This window comes from Streptomyces sp. NPDC057702, from assembly GCF_042799315.1.
Taxonomy (GTDB): Bacteria; Actinomycetota; Actinomycetes; order Streptomycetales; family Streptomycetaceae; genus Streptomyces.
Window position 1 is genome coordinate 1 of the sequence record NZ_JBHVJC010000015.1, and the last position, 17198, is coordinate 17198.

At 74.7% G+C, this 17198-nt stretch carries 13 protein-coding genes and 1 pseudogene; 8 read left to right on the forward strand and 6 right to left on the reverse strand.

Features of this window, described 5'->3' with window-relative positions:
- The 3 genes and pseudogenes from ACFVFR_RS13465 to rsmH all read right to left on the reverse strand — a co-directional run.
- Positions 1 to 270, reverse strand: a pseudogene (locus ACFVFR_RS13465) (hypothetical protein); the annotation flags it as partial.
- 33 nt (positions 271 to 303) lie between these two features.
- On the reverse strand, positions 304 to 981 hold the full coding sequence (locus tag ACFVFR_RS13470; protein ID WP_383700724.1) for a septum formation initiator: 678 nt from the start codon (positions 979 to 981) through the stop codon (positions 304 to 306).
- Entirely contained in the window at positions 978 to 1937 is a 960-nt protein-coding gene (gene rsmH / locus ACFVFR_RS13475) for a 16S rRNA (cytosine(1402)-N(4))-methyltransferase RsmH (RefSeq protein WP_383700726.1), read from the reverse strand. The genes ACFVFR_RS13470 and rsmH overlap by 4 nt, the downstream gene beginning before the upstream one ends.
- Positions 1938 to 2321: 384 nt before the next feature.
- On the opposite strand from rsmH, the gene ACFVFR_RS13480 reads away from it, so the two are divergent.
- From ACFVFR_RS13480 to ACFVFR_RS13495, 4 genes are all read left to right on the forward strand, one after another.
- A complete protein-coding gene (locus ACFVFR_RS13480) occupies positions 2322 to 2879 on the forward strand; it encodes a beta-class carbonic anhydrase (protein WP_383700727.1) in 558 nt (185 codons plus the stop codon).
- Between the two features lie 330 nt (positions 2880 to 3209).
- Positions 3210 to 4208: an AAA family ATPase gene (locus ACFVFR_RS13485; protein ID WP_383700729.1), complete on the forward strand. Its 999-nt coding sequence runs from the start codon at positions 3210 to 3212 to the stop codon at positions 4206 to 4208.
- Positions 4208 to 5572, forward strand: a complete 1365-nt coding sequence (locus tag ACFVFR_RS13490; protein WP_383700732.1) for a DUF58 domain-containing protein — start codon at positions 4208 to 4210, stop codon at positions 5570 to 5572. Before ACFVFR_RS13485 ends, ACFVFR_RS13490 begins: the two co-directional genes overlap by 1 nt.
- On the forward strand, positions 5569 to 7998 hold the full coding sequence (locus ACFVFR_RS13495; RefSeq protein ID WP_383700734.1) for a transglutaminaseTgpA domain-containing protein: 2430 nt from the start codon (positions 5569 to 5571) through the stop codon (positions 7996 to 7998). Before ACFVFR_RS13490 ends, ACFVFR_RS13495 begins: the two co-directional genes overlap by 4 nt.
- A 761-nt stretch (positions 7999 to 8759) precedes the next feature.
- Here the strand turns inward: ACFVFR_RS13495 and ACFVFR_RS13500 are convergent.
- The 3 genes from ACFVFR_RS13500 to ACFVFR_RS13510 all read right to left on the reverse strand — a co-directional run bounded on the left by ACFVFR_RS13500 (position 8760) and on the right by ACFVFR_RS13510 (position 10871).
- Positions 8760 to 9167: a DUF3040 domain-containing protein gene (locus tag ACFVFR_RS13500; protein WP_383700736.1), complete on the reverse strand. Its 408-nt coding sequence runs from the start codon at positions 9165 to 9167 to the stop codon at positions 8760 to 8762.
- Positions 9168 to 9460: 293 nt separating this feature from the next.
- Positions 9461 to 10234 carry a class I SAM-dependent methyltransferase gene (locus ACFVFR_RS13505; RefSeq protein ID WP_383700738.1) on the reverse strand — a complete coding sequence of 258 codons (774 nt, stop codon included), beginning with the start codon at positions 10232 to 10234 and terminating at the stop codon, positions 9461 to 9463.
- A 115-nt stretch (positions 10235 to 10349) separates the two neighbouring features.
- The gene (locus ACFVFR_RS13510) at positions 10350 to 10871 is read right to left on the reverse strand and encodes an SAV_6107 family HEPN domain-containing protein (protein WP_383700740.1); all 522 of its coding nucleotides are present in this window, start codon (positions 10869 to 10871) and stop codon (positions 10350 to 10352) included.
- Positions 10872 to 11233: 362 nt separating this feature from the next.
- On the opposite strand from ACFVFR_RS13510, the gene ACFVFR_RS13515 reads away from it, so the two are divergent.
- From ACFVFR_RS13515 to ACFVFR_RS13530, 4 genes are all read left to right on the forward strand, one after another.
- A complete protein-coding gene (locus tag ACFVFR_RS13515; protein WP_383700742.1) occupies positions 11234 to 12160 on the forward strand; it encodes an ATP-binding cassette domain-containing protein in 927 nt (308 codons plus the stop codon).
- Complete coding sequence (locus tag ACFVFR_RS13520; protein WP_383700744.1) at positions 12132 to 14393, forward strand: YhgE/Pip family protein; 2262 nt, start codon at positions 12132 to 12134, stop codon at positions 14391 to 14393. The genes ACFVFR_RS13515 and ACFVFR_RS13520 overlap by 29 nt, the downstream gene beginning before the upstream one ends.
- A 44-nt stretch (positions 14394 to 14437) precedes the next feature.
- Complete coding sequence (locus tag ACFVFR_RS13525; RefSeq protein WP_383700746.1) at positions 14438 to 15100, forward strand: TetR/AcrR family transcriptional regulator; 663 nt, start codon at positions 14438 to 14440, stop codon at positions 15098 to 15100.
- Positions 15101 to 15579: 479 nt separating this feature from the next.
- Positions 15580 to 17133 (forward strand): phytoene desaturase family protein, encoded by a 1554-nt coding sequence (locus tag ACFVFR_RS13530; protein ID WP_383700748.1) that lies wholly within the window; start codon positions 15580 to 15582, stop codon positions 17131 to 17133.
- Positions 17134 to 17198 lie beyond the last annotated feature (65 nt).

The window sequence follows — 17198 nt, forward strand, 5'->3', positions numbered from 1 at the left end:
TGCGCCGGCCGGCCCGCCCGGGGTCGCTCCCCCGCGTGGCAGGGGACGCTCCGGGCGCTGGCCCGGGTCGCGGCGCGGCGGGCGCGCGGCCCGTGAGCCCTCGCCCCGCTCCCGGCGCGCCTCGCGCGCGGCGCGGCGCTCCTCCCACTCGCGCGCGCCGCGTAGCGCCTCACCGTCCCGGGGCTGGCGCGGGGGCCGGGCGCCGTCGGGGTCACGGCGATCGCGCCGGTCACCCGGCTCGCGGGGGTCCTGGGGTTCCCGGCCGGTCATCCTCGGCCTCCGTCGGGGAAGTGCGGCACGACGTCACCTGCCGGAGGTCGGGGTGGGGTTCGCTGGCGTGTCGGCGTCGGGCGCCGGGGGCTGGCCGGTGGGCGCGGGCGGGGTGGGGGGCACGGCCGGCTGCCCGGCGCTCGGCGTGGTGCCCGGGGCCGGGTCGGGGGTCGAGGGCCCGGACGTCGCGGAGGGCGTCGCCTCGGCGCCCGGTGGGACCGGTGTCGCGGCGGCGCCGGCGCCGCCGGACGGAGCGGCGGGCGGCGCCACGGGAGATGGGCTGGTGGGTCGCAGCGCGGGCGGGGGCGTGGCCGTGGGCGCGCCGCGCGTCGTCGGCTCGGTGGTCACCGGCGCGGGCACGCCGCGTACGGTGCCGTCGGGGTTGAGGAACACCGGTCCGCCGCCCGGTACCAGGCCCAGCTCGCGGGCGCGCCGCTGGAGGGTGTGCGGCTGCGCGAGCTCGTCCACCTCCTGCTGGAGCGCCTGCTGCTCGTCCGTCAGGTCGTTGGTCTGGCGCTCCAGTCGGCTCAGTTCGAAGGAGCCCTGGTTGAGCGAGGAGTTCAGCAGCAACAGGGTGATCAGCCCGGAGCCCAGCAGGACGACGACCAGCAGGACGAACGGGGCGCGCCGGGCCGGGCCCCCACCCGCAGGCCGCAGCCGCACCAGCCGGTTCACCCGGCCGTCGCCGGTGCGCTGTCGCGGGCCGCTCACCGGACCTCCTCGCGGATGCGCTGCGCACCCCGCAACCGGGCCGGGGCGGCGCGCCGGTTCTCGGCGACCTCCTCCTCGGTGGGCAGCTCGGCCCCGCGCGTGAGCAGGCGCAGGCGCGGCTGGTAGCGCTCGGGGACGACGGGCAGCCCCGGTGGCGCGGTGTTCGCGGCTCCGGCCGCGAAGACCTGCTTGACCAGCCTGTCCTCAAGGGAGTGGTAGGCGAGTACGGCGATCCGGCCGCCGACGGTCAGGCGGGACACGGCGGCCGGGATGGCGCGCTCGACGCTCCGCAGCTCGCCGTTGACCTCAATGCGCAGGGCCTGGAACGTGCGCTTGGCGGGGTTGCCGCCGGTGCGCTTGGCGGCCTGCGGCAGCGCGTCGCGGATCAGCTCGACCAGGCGGGCGCTGTGTCCGAAGGGCTCCTTCTCGCGTTCCCGCACGATCGCGTCCACGATCTTGCGCGCGAACTTCTCCTCGCCGTACGTCCGCAACACCCGCACCAGATCGCCCGGCGGGTAGGTGTTGAGCACCTCGGCGGCGCTGATCCCGGTGCTCTGGTCCATCCGCATGTCCAGGGGCGCGTCCTGGGCGTAGGCGAAGCCGCGGTCGGCCTCGTCCAACTGCATGGAGGACACGCCGAGGTCGAACAGGACGCCCTGGACGCGCCGGATCCCCAGCCGGTCCAGGACCTCGGGCAGCTCGTCGTAGACCGCGTGTACCAGGGTGGCGCGTTCGCCGTAGGGAGCCAGGCGTTCGGCGGAGAGCCTGAGCGCGGCCGGGTCGCGGTCGAGCGCGACGAGCCGGGCGGCGGGAAAGGCCGCCAACAGCGCCTCGCTGTGTCCACCGAGCCCCAGCGTGCAGTCCACCACCACCGCCCCAGGCTCGGCGAGCGCCGGAGCGAGCAGGTCCAGACAGCGCTGGAGCATCACGGGAACGTGGAGAGCGTTGCTGCTCATGCGCCCTTCCAGGGAGGGTGAGCGGGCCGCGTGCCGCCGGGTCCCCACCCGCTCGCTGAAGGGGAAGCGGCCTACTGGCGCCGGGGAAGTGACGTCAGGCGGCCGGGAGCGGGAGGAGGCCGAGTGGCACGCGTACGCCGCACACGCGCGGGAGATTTGTCGATTCAAGGGGAGCGCCACGTCTCCCACTTCGCGTCACTTTAGTCCACTCGTCCCCTCGGTCAACCAACTGGCCAGCGCGTCTCCTACGCGTTCTTCACCATCGGATTCACCCGTACGGCGCAGCCAACCACCCCCTGTGGGTTACCTCACACGGAGCCGGGTTGATCGCCTTTACCCGACCCTCTCGCGGCGTTTCGGGTCGCCGGCCGTTACGGTCGTGCCATGTCGACCTCCGCACCTTCGCCCCTGCCCTCCTCCCCTGACCATGACTCCGCCGCCGTGGGAACGGTGACCGACTCCCTCGTCGCGGCCAACACGCGGTACGCCGCCACGTTCAGCGATCCCGGTATGGACGCCCGCCCGGTGCGCCAGGTCGCGGTCGTCGCCTGCATGGACGCCCGGCTCGACCTGCACGCCGCGCTCGGTCTCGAACTGGGCGACTGCCACACCATCCGCAACGCGGGCGGCGTCGTGACCGACGACATCATCCGCTCCCTGACGATCAGCCAGCGGGCGCTCGGCACCCGCAGCGTGGTCCTGATCCACCACACCGGCTGCGGTCTGCTCAGCCTGACCGAGGACTTCCGGCACGAGATCGAGGAGGAGGTCGGTCAGCGTCCCGCGTGGGCGGTGGAGGCCTTCCGCGACCTGGACGCGGACGTGCGGCAGTCGATGCAGCGGGTGCGCACCTCGCCGTTCCTGCTCCACACCGACGACGTACGCGGCTTCGTCTTCGACGTGACCACCGGGCTGCTGCGCGAGATCGCTCCCCGCGCCTGAGTGCCGCGCCACCCGGCCGTCGGGCCGCGCGAGCGACCTGCGATCATGGCGGGCCGCGCGCCCGACGGCCGGGGCGGTCCGGCCATGCGCCAGACTGGCGCCGCGGACGTGGCTGACCACACCACGGAGCGGCGCCGAATCCGCCGCAACTCCCCCAGCTCCGACATTTCGCCCCGGGTTATCCACAGGCGAGTGACGGGCAACGGCAAGGGCGGCAAGAATGCCTAGGTGGCACCACCCCTCGCCGTCGCGGGGCTCTGGTGTCGGTGTTTGGGGTGGGCCGGGTCCACGATGGGGACGCGGTTTGGGGAACGGGCCGAGGAGGGCCGGGTGACGACCTATGACGAGCGAGCGAGCCTCAGCGATCTGACCGCCACAGCGGATCGAGTCCGCAGGTCGGTGGAGGAAGTGATCGAGGGCAAGCCCGAGGTCGTGCGGCTTTCGCTGACCGTGCTGCTCGCCGAGGGGCATCTGTTGATCGAGGACGTGCCGGGGGTGGGCAAGACGATGCTCGCCAAGGCCCTGGCGCGTTCCATCGACTGCTCGGTGCGCCGAATTCAGTTCACGCCCGACCTGCTGCCGTCGGACATCACCGGGGTGAGTGTCTACGACCAGCAGCGCAAGGAGTTCGAGTTCAAGCCGGGCGCGATCTTCGCGCAGATCGTGATCGGCGACGAGATCAACCGCGCCTCCCCCAAGACCCAGTCAGCCCTCCTGGAGTCCATGGAGGAGCGCCAGGTCACCGCGGACGGCGAGACGCACGAGCTGCCCAGCCCCTTCATGGTGGTGGCCACGCAGAACCCGGTCGAGATGGAGGGCACGTATCCGCTGCCCGAGGCGCAGCGCGACCGCTTCATGGCCCGCGTCTCGATCGGCTACCCGCACCCGGAGGCCGAGCTCCAGATGCTCGACGTGCACGGCGGCGTCTCCCCGCTGGACGACATGCGGCCGGTCGCGCACGCGGACGACATCGTCAAGCTGGTCGAGGCGGTGCGTGCGGTGCACGTCGCCGAGCCCGTGCGGCGCTACGTCGTCGAGATCGTCGGCGCCACCCGCCGCCACCCCGAGCTGCGCCTGGGCGCCTCGCCACGGGCCACACTGCACCTGGTGCGCGCCGCGAAGGCGGCAGCCGCGCTCGGCGGCCGGGAGTACGTACTGCCGGACGACGTGCAGGCACTGGCCACCTCCGTCCTCGCGCACCGCCTGCTGCCCACGGCACAGGCCCAGCTCAACCGCCGCACCTCGGAGCAGATCATCGGCGAGATCCTGCACCGCACGCCGGTGCCCTCGCCGTACGGCCAGCAGCCTCCGGGCGCCCGGAGGGCGTGATGTCGGCCGGGGGGACGCCGGTGGACCACGACCCCGGCCTCGGGGGTGCGCGCGCGGCGCTCGCCGGACTGACCACGCGCGGCAGGTCCTTCCTGGCCGCCGGCGGCGCCGCCGCGGTGTGCAGCTTCGTGCTCGGGCAGGCCGACCTGTTGCGGGTGGGGCTGCTCCTGGTCGCGCTGCCACTGGTGTGCGTGGCCGTGGTCTACCGCACCCGGTACCGGGTGGCGGGCAGCAGGCGGCTGGACCCGGGTCGGGTGCCGGCGGGCTCGGAGGCCAGGGTGCAGCTCCGGATCGACAACGTCTCGCGCCTGCCCACCGGCGTGCTGATGCTCCAGGACCGGGTGCCGTACGTGCTGGGCCCCCGGCCCCGCTTCGTGCTGGACCGGGTGGAGACGGGGGGCCGGCGCGAGGTCTCCTACCGGGTGCGTTCCGACCTGCGCGGGCGCTATCCGCTGGGGCCGCTGCAACTGCGACTGACCGACCCGTTCGGCATGTGCGAGCTGACCCGGGCCTTCAGCGGGTACGACACGCTGACCGTGGTGCCACGGGTCGAGCCACTGCCTCCCGTCCGGCTCTCGGGCGAGGCACCGGGGTACGGGGACGGGCGGCACCGCTCGCTGGCGCTGGCCGGCGAGGACGACGTGATCCCGCGCGGCTACCGACACGGTGACGACCTGCGCCGGGTGCACTGGCGCTCCACCGCGCGCCACGGCGAGCTGATGGTGCGCCGCGAGGAGCAGCCCCAGCGCGCCCGCTGCACGGTGCTGCTCGACACCCGTCGGCTGGCGTACCAGGGCGCGGGCCCCGACTCCCCCTTCGAGTGGGCCGTCTCGGGCGCCGCCTCGGCTGCGGCGCACCTGCTGGAGCGCGGCTACTCGGTGCGCCTGCTCACCGACACCGGCAGTTCGGTACCCGGCCAGGACAGCGGCGGCGGCCACACCAGTTCGCACGATTCGGCCGACGCCGCCGGGCTGCTGCTCGACACGCTCTCGGTGGTGGAGTACTCGGACGGCGCGGGTCTCTCCCGCGCGTACGACGTCCTGCGCGGTGGCAACGAGGGGCTGCTCGTCGCCTTCCTCGGCGAGCTGGACGAGGAGCAGGCGACGCTGGTGGCCCGGATGCGCCAGCGCGGTGGCGCGGCCGTGGCGTTCGTCCTGGACGGCGCCGCGTGGGCGCGCGGGACGGCGGGGGCACGACCCCAGCCGTTGGACGCGCGGCTGCGGCTGTTGCGGGACGCGGGTTGGGCGGCCCTGCCGGTCGCCCCGGGCATGCCGCTGCCCGAGTTGTGGCGGCAGGCGGACCAGTATCGGACGCACCACGGCGGCATCGCGGCGCCCGGCGCGGCGAACGGAGGCTGGGCATGAGTGGAAGCGCACGGCTGGCGCTGTGTGCGACGGTGGCCACGCTGGCGGCGAGCTGCGCCCTGCTACCGCTCGTCGACGCCTCCGGCTGGCTGCTGCTCGCGGTGGCGCTGCTGACGCTCCAGTCCGGCGTCGGGGTGCTGGCGCGCCGCGTCCCGCTGGCGCGCCCGCTGACCATCCTGACCCAGGCCCTGGCCGGGCTGCTGCTGTTGACCGTGTCCTTCGCCCGTGAGCAGGCGGTGGCGGGCGTGTTGCCGAGCCCCGGCGTCTTCCGCGAGCTGGGCCGGTTGCTGTCCGCGGGCGTCGATGACGTCGAGCGGTACGCCATACCGGCGCCCAGCACCACGGGCATCGAGTTGCTCCTGGTCGGCGGCGTGCTCGCGATCGGTCTGGTGGTGGACGCGCTCGCGGTGACGTTCCGCAGCGCCGCCCCCGCCGGGCTGCCGCTGCTCGCGCTGTTCTCCATCGCGGCGGGCCTGTCCGACGGCGGGAGCGACTGGCTGTGGTTCCTGGCGGCCGGCGCGGGCTTCCTCGTGTTGCTGCTGGCCGAGGGCCGCGATCGGCTCTCCCAGTGGGGCCGCGTCTTCGGTGGCGGTGGTCCGCGTGGGCAGGGGCGCGCGTCTTCGGGCCTGGACAGCGCGGGCATGACGTCGCTGTCACCGGTGCGCACCGGCCGCAGGATCAGTGTGCTCGCGCTCGGCATCGCGTTGGCCGTGCCCGCCGTGCTCCCGTCCCTGGACGGCGGCCTGCTCGACCACCGGTCCGGCGACGGCTCGGGAGGCGACGGCAGGGGCGGCACCATCGCGGCGATCAACCCCGTGGTGTCGCTGAAGGACAACCTCAACCAGCCGGAGAACACGGAGGTGCTGCGCTACCGCACCTCGGCCCCCAAGACGAACGACATGTACCTGCGCGTCGTGGCCCTCGACCAGTTCAACGGCTCCAGCTGGAAGCCGTCCAAGCGCCGCGTCCAGGACATCCCGGACCCCCTGCCGACCGCGCCCGGGCTCAGCTCCGACATCCGCACGACCCCGGTCGAGACGACGATCACCGCGGCTGACGTGTATGCCCAGGTGTGGCTCCCGCTCCCCTACCCGGCGTCGGCGCTGCGGCTGGACGGGAACTGGCGCTTCGAGCCCGAGGGCCGCACGGTCGTCGGCGACCGGGGGCAGAACGCGCGCGGCATCCGGTACGAGGTGTCCAGCCTGGCCGTGGAGCCCACCGCCGGCCAGCTCGCCCAGGCCCCGCCCCCGCCACCGAGCCTGCTGCGCGAGTACACCAAGGTGCCCGACTCGCTGCCGGGCATCGTGTCCGAGAAGGCGACCGAGATCACCCAGGGCGCCCGGAACGCCTACGAACAGGCCGTCAAGCTGCAGGACTGGTTCTCCCTTGAGGGCGGCTTCCGCTACGACACCCAGGTGGACGCGGGCGAGGACAACCAGGCCATCGCCCGCTTCCTCCAGCAGCGCGAGGGGTTCTGCGTCCACTTCTCGTACGCGATGGCGGCGATGTCCAGGACGCTCGGCATTCCCGCCCGTGTCGCGGTCGGCTTCACGCCGGGCACCGCGCAGGCGGACGGTTCGATGTCGGTGGGCCTGCGGGACGCGCACGCCTGGCCCGAGTTGTACTTCGAGGGTGTCGGCTGGACGCGCTTCGAGCCCACGCCCAGCCGTGGCAGCGAGCCGGACTACACCGTCGAGGACACTCCCTCGGACGAGGACCCCACCCAGCCGCTGCCGCAGCCGACCCGTTCGGACGAGCCGTCGCCCCGCCCGTCGGCGTCCGAGAGCTGCACCGCCGACATGAAGCGCCTGGGCGAGTGCGGTGGGCCCGCCCCCAGCGGACCGGACGACGACGACAGGGGCAGCGGGCTTCCCTGGGTCAGGATCACCCTGATCGGCGTGGGCGCGCTGGCGGTGGCGATCATCCCGGTGCTGCCCCTGCTGTGGCGGACGCGGATACGGTCGCGGCGGCTGGGCACCTCGACGGGTCGTACCCCGGAGGCCGCCGCCGCGCGGACGGTGGCCGCCTGGGAGGAGCTGCTCGACACCGGGTGGGACTACGGCATAGCGCCGGACGAGTCGCTGACCCCGCGCGGGGCCGCGGCCCGGATCGTTGCCCAGGGCCAGCTGACCGGAGTGCCGGCCGAGGCCGCGCACCGGGTGGCGGCGGCGGTGGAGGAGACCTGGTACGCGCCACGGCCCCGCCCGGTCACGGGCCTGGCGGAGGACGTGCGCCAGGTGGCGGTCGGGCTGCGCGAGGCGGCCACCAAGCCGGCGAGGTTGCGTGCCCTGCTCCTCCCGCGCTCGGCGGCGCGGGTCGCCACGGAGGCCGCCCAGTACCGGGCCGCGCTGCTCGACCGCTGGCGCGCCTCCGCGTGGCAGCGCAAGCTGACCAGCCTGCGCCTGCCGACCCGCCAGCGGAGCTGAGCCACCGCCCCGCGCGCGGGCGCCCGCACCACCGGCGGGCGCCCGCACCACCCCCTGGTACGCGTCACGCCGCGCCCGCCGACACGGGGCGGGGCCCTCAACCGGTCCAGCGGGCCCGACCGCCGGCCCGGCCCGGCCCCGCCTGGTCTGGCCCGGTCCCGCCTGGCCCTGACCCCCGCGGCCCGGTCGCGGGCTCCCAGTCACTCGGGCACCCCCGCCCCCGAGGGCGACAGCGTCCGCCGGCGCACCGCTCTCGATCACGCGCGACACGGGCCGGGCGGGGGCGGACGGGGCGAGGGGCGACATCCTCGATGCGGCGCGACCGGTTCCGGAGCAGCCCGTCCGGGTCACGGCGACTCCGGCCGGCACCGCCCGGAGCACGACCACCCCAACCGGGACCCGTCAGCACTACGGTCGCACCGGTCCGCGCCGCGCACCACGCCCCACACCGGTCAGCCGCACGACAGTGCCGCGCTTCCTCCCCTCGCGCGCGCCACGCGGGCGGCGGGGTCGGGGGCGGTCACGTGGCGGGGCGGAGGTGGTCGCGCGTCGCGATCGGTCCCGCGTCGCGCGGCCCAGGAAAGACAAAAGAGCTGTGGGGGATGACATCGCCGAACGCGATGTTTCACCCACAGCTCTTCACTGACGAACGTGGTTCAGGGGGAGACTCAGGGTCGTGATCTGGATGTCGACCATGCGTCGGCGGGGCTTCCGTCGTCCAGGACGCCCACGCCGTCGCGCTTCCGGAGTGCGGTGATTCCCTAGTGGCCCTGCTCGTCGCGGCGGCGCTGCCACCGCTCCTCGATACGGTTCATCACCGAACGACGCTGCTGACGACTTGACCTGCGCGGCCCCGCCGTCCCGCCACCGCCCGCTGTCTGCGCCTGCTCGCCCGGCTTGGGTGCCTTGCGCCAGCCGGTCACGGCCAACACGGCGCAGCCCAGCATGACGAGGAACCCTACGACGCTGATCCAGATCTGCTGGGCGACCATCCCAGCCATGAGGAGCGCGATGCCCGCCAGAAAACCCGCGACCGCCTGGTAGACCCGTCGCCGGGTGTACGTGCGCAGGCCGCTACCCTCAAGCGCTGTCGCGAACTTGGGATCTTCGGCGTACAGCGCTCGCTCCATCTGCTCGAGCATGCGCTGCTCGTGCTCCGAGAGCGGCACGGAGTCCTCCTACTCGTCGGTCGCGGGGGGCGACCGGGGTGCGACCCTTCCAGGATAGGCAGGGAATCGCCCCCGTGAAACCCGCCCCTCTGCGCCAATTCACCCACCAGTACCGCAGTGGTGCCTGATAGCTCTGAGACGTCCATTCCCCACCCACCGACCCGCCATGCCGGACCGTGTGCTCTCGATCATACGGGGGGAACGGGCTGATCGGGTGGCCTGTGGTCGACTGCACGCCGGTCCGGGGGCCATTGTCACGCGCTAGCCCACGCGAGTGACGGATGGGGTAACAGTCACGGTCGCTCGGCCAGTACGTGCAACTGGGTGGCGACGGAGTGGAAGGCGGGCAGTTCCGCCGCCGCGGCCTCCAGCCGGAGCAGCGCGTCCATGGCACCGGGCTCGGTGTCCACCAGGACTCCGGGAACCAGGTCCGCGAAGACCCGCACGCCGTGCACCGCGTCCACGCGCAGCCCGGCCGCCGTCACCAGCTCGGAGAGCTGGTCGGCCGTGAAGCGCCGGGGCACCGGGTCGCCCTCGCCCCAGCGGCCCGCCGGGTCGGTGAGCGCCTGCCGGGCCTCGGTGAAGTGGCCGGCCAGGGCGCGGGCGAGCACGGCGCCGCCGAGGCCGGCCGCGAGCAGGCTCAGGACACCCGCGGGCCGCAGCGCCGCGACGGCGTTGCGCACGCCCTCGGCCGCGTCGTCCACGTACTCCAGGACGCCGTGGCAGAGCACGACGTCGTACCCGCCGCGCTCCACCACGTCGAACAGGCCGTGCGCGTCGCCCTGCACACCGCGCACGCGGTCGGCCACGTCCGCCTCGGCGGCCCGGCGCTCCAGCGCGAAGAGCGCGTTGGGGCTGGGGTCGACGACGGTGACGCGGTGGCCGAGCCGGGCGACGGGCACGGCGAAGTTGCCGGTCCCGCCGCCGGTGTCCAGGACGTCCAGGGTCTCGCGCGCACCCGCGCCACCCTGGTGCTCGGCCTTGGCCCGGCGGTCCAGGGCGTCCTTGAGGACATCCCAGACCACGGCGGTACGCAGGGATGCGCGGGGGCGCAACGGATCTGACACAGCGGGTGGCTCCTCGGCGCGGCGCCGACACGGCCTGCGGCGGTGTCGGCGAGAAGATGACGTCGTAGAACCCCAGCCTATTGCCTCCGGCGGTGCGTCCGGTCGCGCGGTGCGCTCAGCCCTCGGCCACGTCCTCGCGCGGGGTCTGTCGAGGCAGCACGGGTTGCAACACCAGCATGCGCTCCACGATGCGCAGGAACATGCCGGCGTCACGCACCAGGTCGTCCGCGTCGCGGTCGCTGGCCGCGCCGCGTATGCCCGCCTCGGCACGCGCCCGGCGGGTGGCGCCGGAGGCGAACAGCGCGCTCCATTCGGTCAGTTCCGGCGTGACCTCCGGCAGCAGCTCCCAGGCGCTGCGGATGCGCTGCCGCCGCCGCGAGCCGACCTCGGGGCGGGCGTGGACGGCGAGGACGGCGGCGGCGGTGCGCAGCGCCGCGAGGTGGGCGGTGGCGAAGCGCTCGTTGGGCGCCGACAGCGCGGCGGCCTCCTCCAGCCCCTGGTGGGCCTGGGTGAGCAGGTCGAGGGCCGCGGGCGGAGCCGTGGCACGGCGGATGACGGGATGGACATCGCTCGCGGGGCCGGGCAACGAGGGGGCAGCGGCGGCACGGTGCCGTCGTGCGGCGGCGGTACTGGCCATGACGAACCTCCTGTCGTCGTCGGGCGGCCCTCCGTGTGGTAAAGGGACCGCCGTATGTGCCCATCGTGGGGCACACCACTGACAATCGGCGCTGACCTGCGTAAACACCCGAACCAGCGGGGCGGGAGGCCGTGCTGGCGCCCGGCTGGCGCGCGGGTGTCACCGGCCTCGCCCGCCTCGGCGTACGCGTCACCTCCCCCGATGACCGACCGGCACGCTCCGGCACCCACCACATCGAGCCGATCGGTCGGGCCCTCGCGGCGAGGGCGGCGTGGACAGGGCCGGGTGACGTACCCGGGTGGAGGGAGGGCGTCCGCGCCGTGCATACTTTTTAGACTGACCAGTCAGACCAAAGGAGTCCCGTGTTCCGTTCCCCTCGTTCCGTCGAGGAGGCTCACTCCCGGTCCGGGGCCGCCGTCACGGCCGAGGGGCTGGGCGTACGCGGCCCACGCGGCTGGGCCTTTCGCGACGTCACCGTGACGGCGGAGCCCGGCGCGCTGATCGCGATCGCGGGCCCGTCCGGCTCCGGCCGTACCTGCCTGCTGCTCGCGCTCACCGGCCGGATGCGCGTCGCCGCCGGGTGGGCCGAGGTGGCCGGGCACCGCCTGCCTCAGCAGATGACGGCCGTACGGCGCGTCACCGGGCTCGGCCCCGTCCCCGGCGTGTCCGACCTCGAACCCTCGCTCACCGTCGCCGAGCAGCTGCGTGAACGCGCCCTTCTCGCGCGCCGGTTCGGCTCGTTGCGCGGCCTGCTCCGGCCGCGCTCCGTGCGTGCGGCCGAGTCGCGCGCACGCATCGCGGACGCGCTGGCGCGCGCCGGCCTGGACCCCGCGACCCTGCCCAAGGGACCGCGTACGGCCGTGCGTGACCTGGAGCGCCTGGAGGCGCTGCGCCTGTCGGTCGCCCTCGCGCTCGTCGACGCCCCACGGTTGCTGGCCGTCGACGACACGGACCTCAAGCTGTCGCCGGCCGACCGGGCCGACGCGTGGGCGATGCTGCGCGCGATCGCGGTGGACGGCACGACCGTGCTCGCGGTGTGCGGCGAACCACCCGAGGACGCCGTCGTGGTCTCGACCAGCCGCCACGCGCGCGGGAGGGACGGGGGCCCACCGACCGGCGCGCCCGTCACGGACTCCACCCCGGACCGCGCCACGGGACCCGCCGCGCCCCCTGCCCCGGGCCCCGACCCGGAACGGGGCGACGAACAGCGCGGGACGCACCCGCCACACGCGTACGACAAGCACGAGAAGGGGGCGTCCGATGCGATCGCCGAAGCTGGCCGCACTTGAGTTGAAGCGGTTCGGCCGGGGCCGACTGCCGCGCGCCGCGCTCGCCGCGATGATGCTGCTCCCCCTGCTGTACGGGGCGCTGTACCTGTGGTCCTTCTGGGACCCGTACGACCGGCTGGACAAGATCCCGGTCGCCCTCGTGAACGACGACAAGGGCGCCGCGCTGGACGGTCAGCGACGGGTCGTCGGCGACGAGCTCGTCAAGGGCCTGCGGGACAGCGCCACCTTCGACTGGCACGAGACCAGCGCCGAGAAGGCGCGCGCGGGCGTGGAGGACGGCACGTACTACCTGTCACTGACCGTGCCCGCCGACTTCAGCGGGCGGATCGCGTCCAGCTCGGGCGACGCACCGGAGGCCGGCGCGCTGAGGGTGCGCACCAACGACGCCAACAACTACATCGTGGGGCAAATCTCCCGCAGCGTCTTCTCCGAGGTGCGCGCCGCCGCCTCGGCCAAGGCCTCGCGCGGCTTCTACGACAAGATCTTCGTGAGCTTCTCCGACATCCACGGCAGGACGGCGGAGGCCGCCAAGGGCGCCGACCGGCTCGGCGAGGCCATCGGCGACGCGAAGGACGGCGCCGACGCGATCCACAAGGGGCTGGACAAGGCCGAGAAGGGCAGCGACTCCCTCAAGGGCGGCGTGACGAAGCTGCACTCCGGCGCGGGCCGCCTCAAGAGCGGCGCGGACGACGTCGCCGAGGGCACCCAGCAACTCGCCGACAAGGTCAACGGCGCCTACCGCGACAACGCCCAGGCCCGCGCCTTTCTCAAGGACCACGGCGCGGACATCGGCGAGGCCGCCCGGCTCGTGGCGGCCACCGCGCAGCGCGTCGGCGACAACCTCGACACGCTCCCCGAGACCACCGCCACCACGGCCCGCGAGGCCCGCACGGCCGCCGACGACCTGGCCGCCGAGCACCGACGGCAGTGCGCGACCCTCGGGCCCTCGGCACGGCCCGAGGCCAGCGGCGTACCGGGCAACGCGCCCAGCCCCGGTGTGAACCCCGGCGCGCCGGCGACCGGCGCCGCGTCCCCGGCCGCGCCGAGCGCGCGCCCCGACGCCGCCGCCCGGCCCGGCACGCCCGAGCGGGAGTCCGGTACGCCCGCTCCGGTGCCGGGCTCCGTGTGCGCCTCCCTCAAGAACGGCGTGGACGCCGCGGAGCGCGCCGCCGACGTGGCCCACGACCTGGACGCGCTGGTGCGGGAGAACACCACGGGCCTGGACACGCTCGCCCGCGACCTGGGCGACGTGCACGACAAGGCCGCCTGGCTGGCGCGGCACGCCCCCAACCTGAGCAAGGACGTCGACGCCGCCGTCACCAAGATCAACGCGCTCAACGGCGGCGCGCACCGGGTCGCCACCGGCGCCGGGGACCTGCACAGCGGGCTCAAAGGCGCCAAGAGCGGGGCGACGAACCTGCACATGGGCGTCGACGACCTGCACACCGGCGCGGGCAGCCTGAACGGCGGCCTGTTCAAGCTGGTGGACGGCTCGCGGAAGCTGTCCGGTGGCCTGCACGACGGCGCCGGGAAGATCCCCGACTACGACAAGAAGGAGCGGGACGCCCGTACGGAGGTGATGGCCGATCCCGTGCAGCTCGCCTCGCGGTCGATGCACGCGGCGCCCAACTACGGCACCGGGTTCGCGCCGTACTTCATCCCGCTGTCGCTGTGGGTCGGCGCGATGGTGGCGTACATGCTCATCCAGCCGCTGAACCGGCGCGCGCTGGCCGCCGGGGCCTCGCCGGTGCGGATCGCGCTGGCCGGGTGGCTGCCCGTCGCGGCGGTCGGGGCGCTCCAGGTGGTGGTCCTGATGGGCGTGTTGCACTGGGGGCTCGGTCTGCGGATGGCTCGGGCCGGCGGCACCGTGGCCTTCCTGTCGCTGGTCACCTGCTGCTTCGCGGCGATCGTGCAGTGGTTGAACGCGCGCTTCGGCCCGGCCGGGCGGATCCTGGTGCTCGCGGTACTGATGTTGCAGCTGACGTCGGCGGGTGGCACCTACCCGGTGCAGACGAGCCCGGCGTTCTTCAACGCCCTGCATCCGTTGCTGCCGATGAGCTACGTCGTCGAGGCGCTGCGCCGGCTGATCACCGGCGGCGACCTGGCGCCGGTGTGGCAGGGCAGCGTGGTGCTGCTCGCCTTCACCCTCGGCGCGCTCGCCCTGACCGCGATCACGGCCCGGCGCCGGCAGGTGTGGTCCATCGATCGGCTGCATCCGGAGCTCACCCTGTGAACCGCCCGGGCCCACCACCCCCGTCGGCGGGCAGAATCGGAGCCATGAACACCAGCGCCACGCCCACCCCGAAACGACCCACGGGGCCACCCGCCGACACGCGCCGTGGGGCGACGCGGCGCAAGCTCTTCGAGGCCGCCGTCACGCTCATCGCGGAACAGGGCTTCTCCGCCACCACCGTCGAGGAGATCGCCGAGCGGGCCGGGGTGGCCAAGGGCACCGTCTACTACAACTTCGCCAGCAAGTCGGTGCTCTTCGAGGAGCTGTTGCGGCACGGCATCGAGTTGCTGCGGGACGCGTTGCAGGAGGCCGCCGACGAGGTGAGCGCGCGCGGGGGCGGCAGCGTGGACGCGCTCGACGCCATGATCCGCTCCGGGCTGGCCTTCATCGACCAGTACCCGGCGCTGACCCAGCTCTACGCGGCCGAGCTGTGGCGCACCAACCGGGCCTGGCAGTCGACCCTGATGGTGGGGCGCGCGGGGGTGCTCGCCGTGATCGAGTCCGTCCTGCGGGAGGGGGTGGCCGGGGACGAGCTGAGCACGGAGATCGACATCGCCCTGACGGCCTCGGCCCTGTTCGGGATGGTGCTGGTGGCGGCGTTGGACTGGAAGTCGTACCAGCCGCAGCGCACCATCGAGGACGTGCACGCGGCGCTGTCCCTGCTGGTCCAGGGCCGGGTGGGCGGCGCCAGGGCCTCGGGCGCCTAGCCACGCGCGGGGGCACGCCTCCGGGCGCGCGCACGCGGGGGCACGGCAGGGACGGCTGACGCGGGCGACGGGGCCCACCGCGCGCCGGTGGCGCCGGTCGCCGGCGCGACACGTACGAAAGCGCTGTTCTGGTGTCGACCGGTGCTGCCGGCCGACCCCAGAACAGCGCCTCCCCCGTACTCCCCCGTGCCCCGGTACTCCCCCGTACCCGCAGCCCCGGGCGGCTGCCTTTCCACGGGCTCCCCCGAGCCAACCCGCCCCCCGTCTCGGCCGGTTCGCCGCGTCGCTCCGCCGCCCCGTGTCGGCGGTGTGACCCAGCGCCCCTGCCGCGCCCTCACTCTCCCTTCCGCACGGGTCGGGCCCCATCCGCGCGCCTACTCAACTGGGTGACTGAGTACCTCTACCTACGTCGTGAGCGGCGGCGCCCTGGTCAGGGCCGGGCGGGGGCGTTGTCACAGGGGGCGGATAGGGTCGCTGGCATGGCACGGATTGCGGTGATCGGCGCCGGGATGGGCGCGATGGCAGCCGCCGCCAGGCTGGCCGTCGCGGGCCACCGGGTGGCGGTGTACGAGCGCGGCTCCACGCACGGCGGTGGTGTGGGACGCCTGACACGGGACGGGTTCGCCTTCGACACCGGCCCCGGGTTGCTGCACCTGCCCGCCGTCTACCGCGACCTGTTCGTCAAGACCGGCAAGGAGCCGCTGGAGCGGTGTGTCGAGCTGCGCCAGGTGGACCCGGCCGTCGCCCACGTCTTCGCGGACGGTACGCGGGTCGCGCTGCCCAACGCCTCCCGGGCCGGCGTGGTCGACGCGCTGGACGGCGCGTTCGGCGCCGGGGCCGGCGAGCGGTGGAGCGACCTGGTCAACCGCGCGCGCGAGGTGTGGGACGCCACCCGGCGCCCGCTGCTGGAGGAGCCGTTGCCCGCGGACCGCTCCGCGCTCGGCGGCGACCCGTATCCGGCGTTGCGGCGCGGCTGGTTCCAGCGCGGCCCGGCCCCGCTGGCCAGGGTCGCCCGGCGCGAGCTGGCCGACCCCCGGCTGGCCGCGCTCCTGGAGAGCCGCGCCCTGGCGTACGGCCTCGATCCGCGCCAGGTGCCGGCCAGCGCGAGCGTGCTCGCCTATCTGGAGCAGACCTTCGGAAGCTGGTACGCGCGGGGCGGGACGCGCGCGCTGGCCGACGCGTTGCACGCGCGCTGTCTGGCCCGCCGGGTGGAGTTCTTCTTCGGCGCGGAGGCCAGCGCCGTACTCACCAGGGACGGTCGCGCGGCCGGCGTCGTGCTGGCCGACGGCACCACGGTCGAGGCGGACGCGGTGGTCGCCGGGGTGAGCCCGGGGCGGCTGGCCCGGCTGCTCCCGCCGGAGGTCGCCGCCGCCGCGCCGGCCGGCGCTGACGGCGCCGTGGACGGCGAGGGCGGCGCGCTCGGCCGGTTCTCGGTGCTGCTGGCGTTGCGCGGCGCCCGACCGGCGGAGACCGCGCACCGCACGGTGGTGCATCCGGCCGACCGGGACGCGGAGTACGCGCAGTTGTTCCCCGGCCGCGCGGGGCGGCGCCGGACGTCGGTCCCGGCGGTCGGCGGGGTGGCCGCGCGGCCGACGGTGACGGTGCTGCGCCCGGACGACCCGGAGCTGGTGCCCGACGCCGAGCATGAGGCGATCACGGTGACCGCCGCCGCGCGCCCGCACGGCGCGGTGGACTGGACGGACCCGGCGCTGGCCGAGCAGGCGGCGGAGCGGCTGGTGACCGTGGCCCAGGCGGCGGTGCCGGGGCTGCGCGACCGGCTGCTGTGGCGGGAGACACGCACGCCACACGACACGGCCCGGGACACGGGTGTGGCCACCGGTGGCGTGCCCGCCCCCGCGCTCGCGGGAGCCGACGGCCGGTTCCTGGCCGCTCCGAACCCAGGGCCGCTGCCGGGGCTGTACCGGGTGGGTGGCTGGTCACATCCGGGCGGCGGCCTCGCGCACGCCGGCATGTCGGGCGCCATGGTCGCCGGGCTGATCGTCGATGGCGCCGACTGGCGCGGCTCGCAGTAACGGCCCCGCCGGCCGCGCACCCGGACGGGACCCGTACGCCCTGGTCCGCCAAGCGGGCCAGGAGT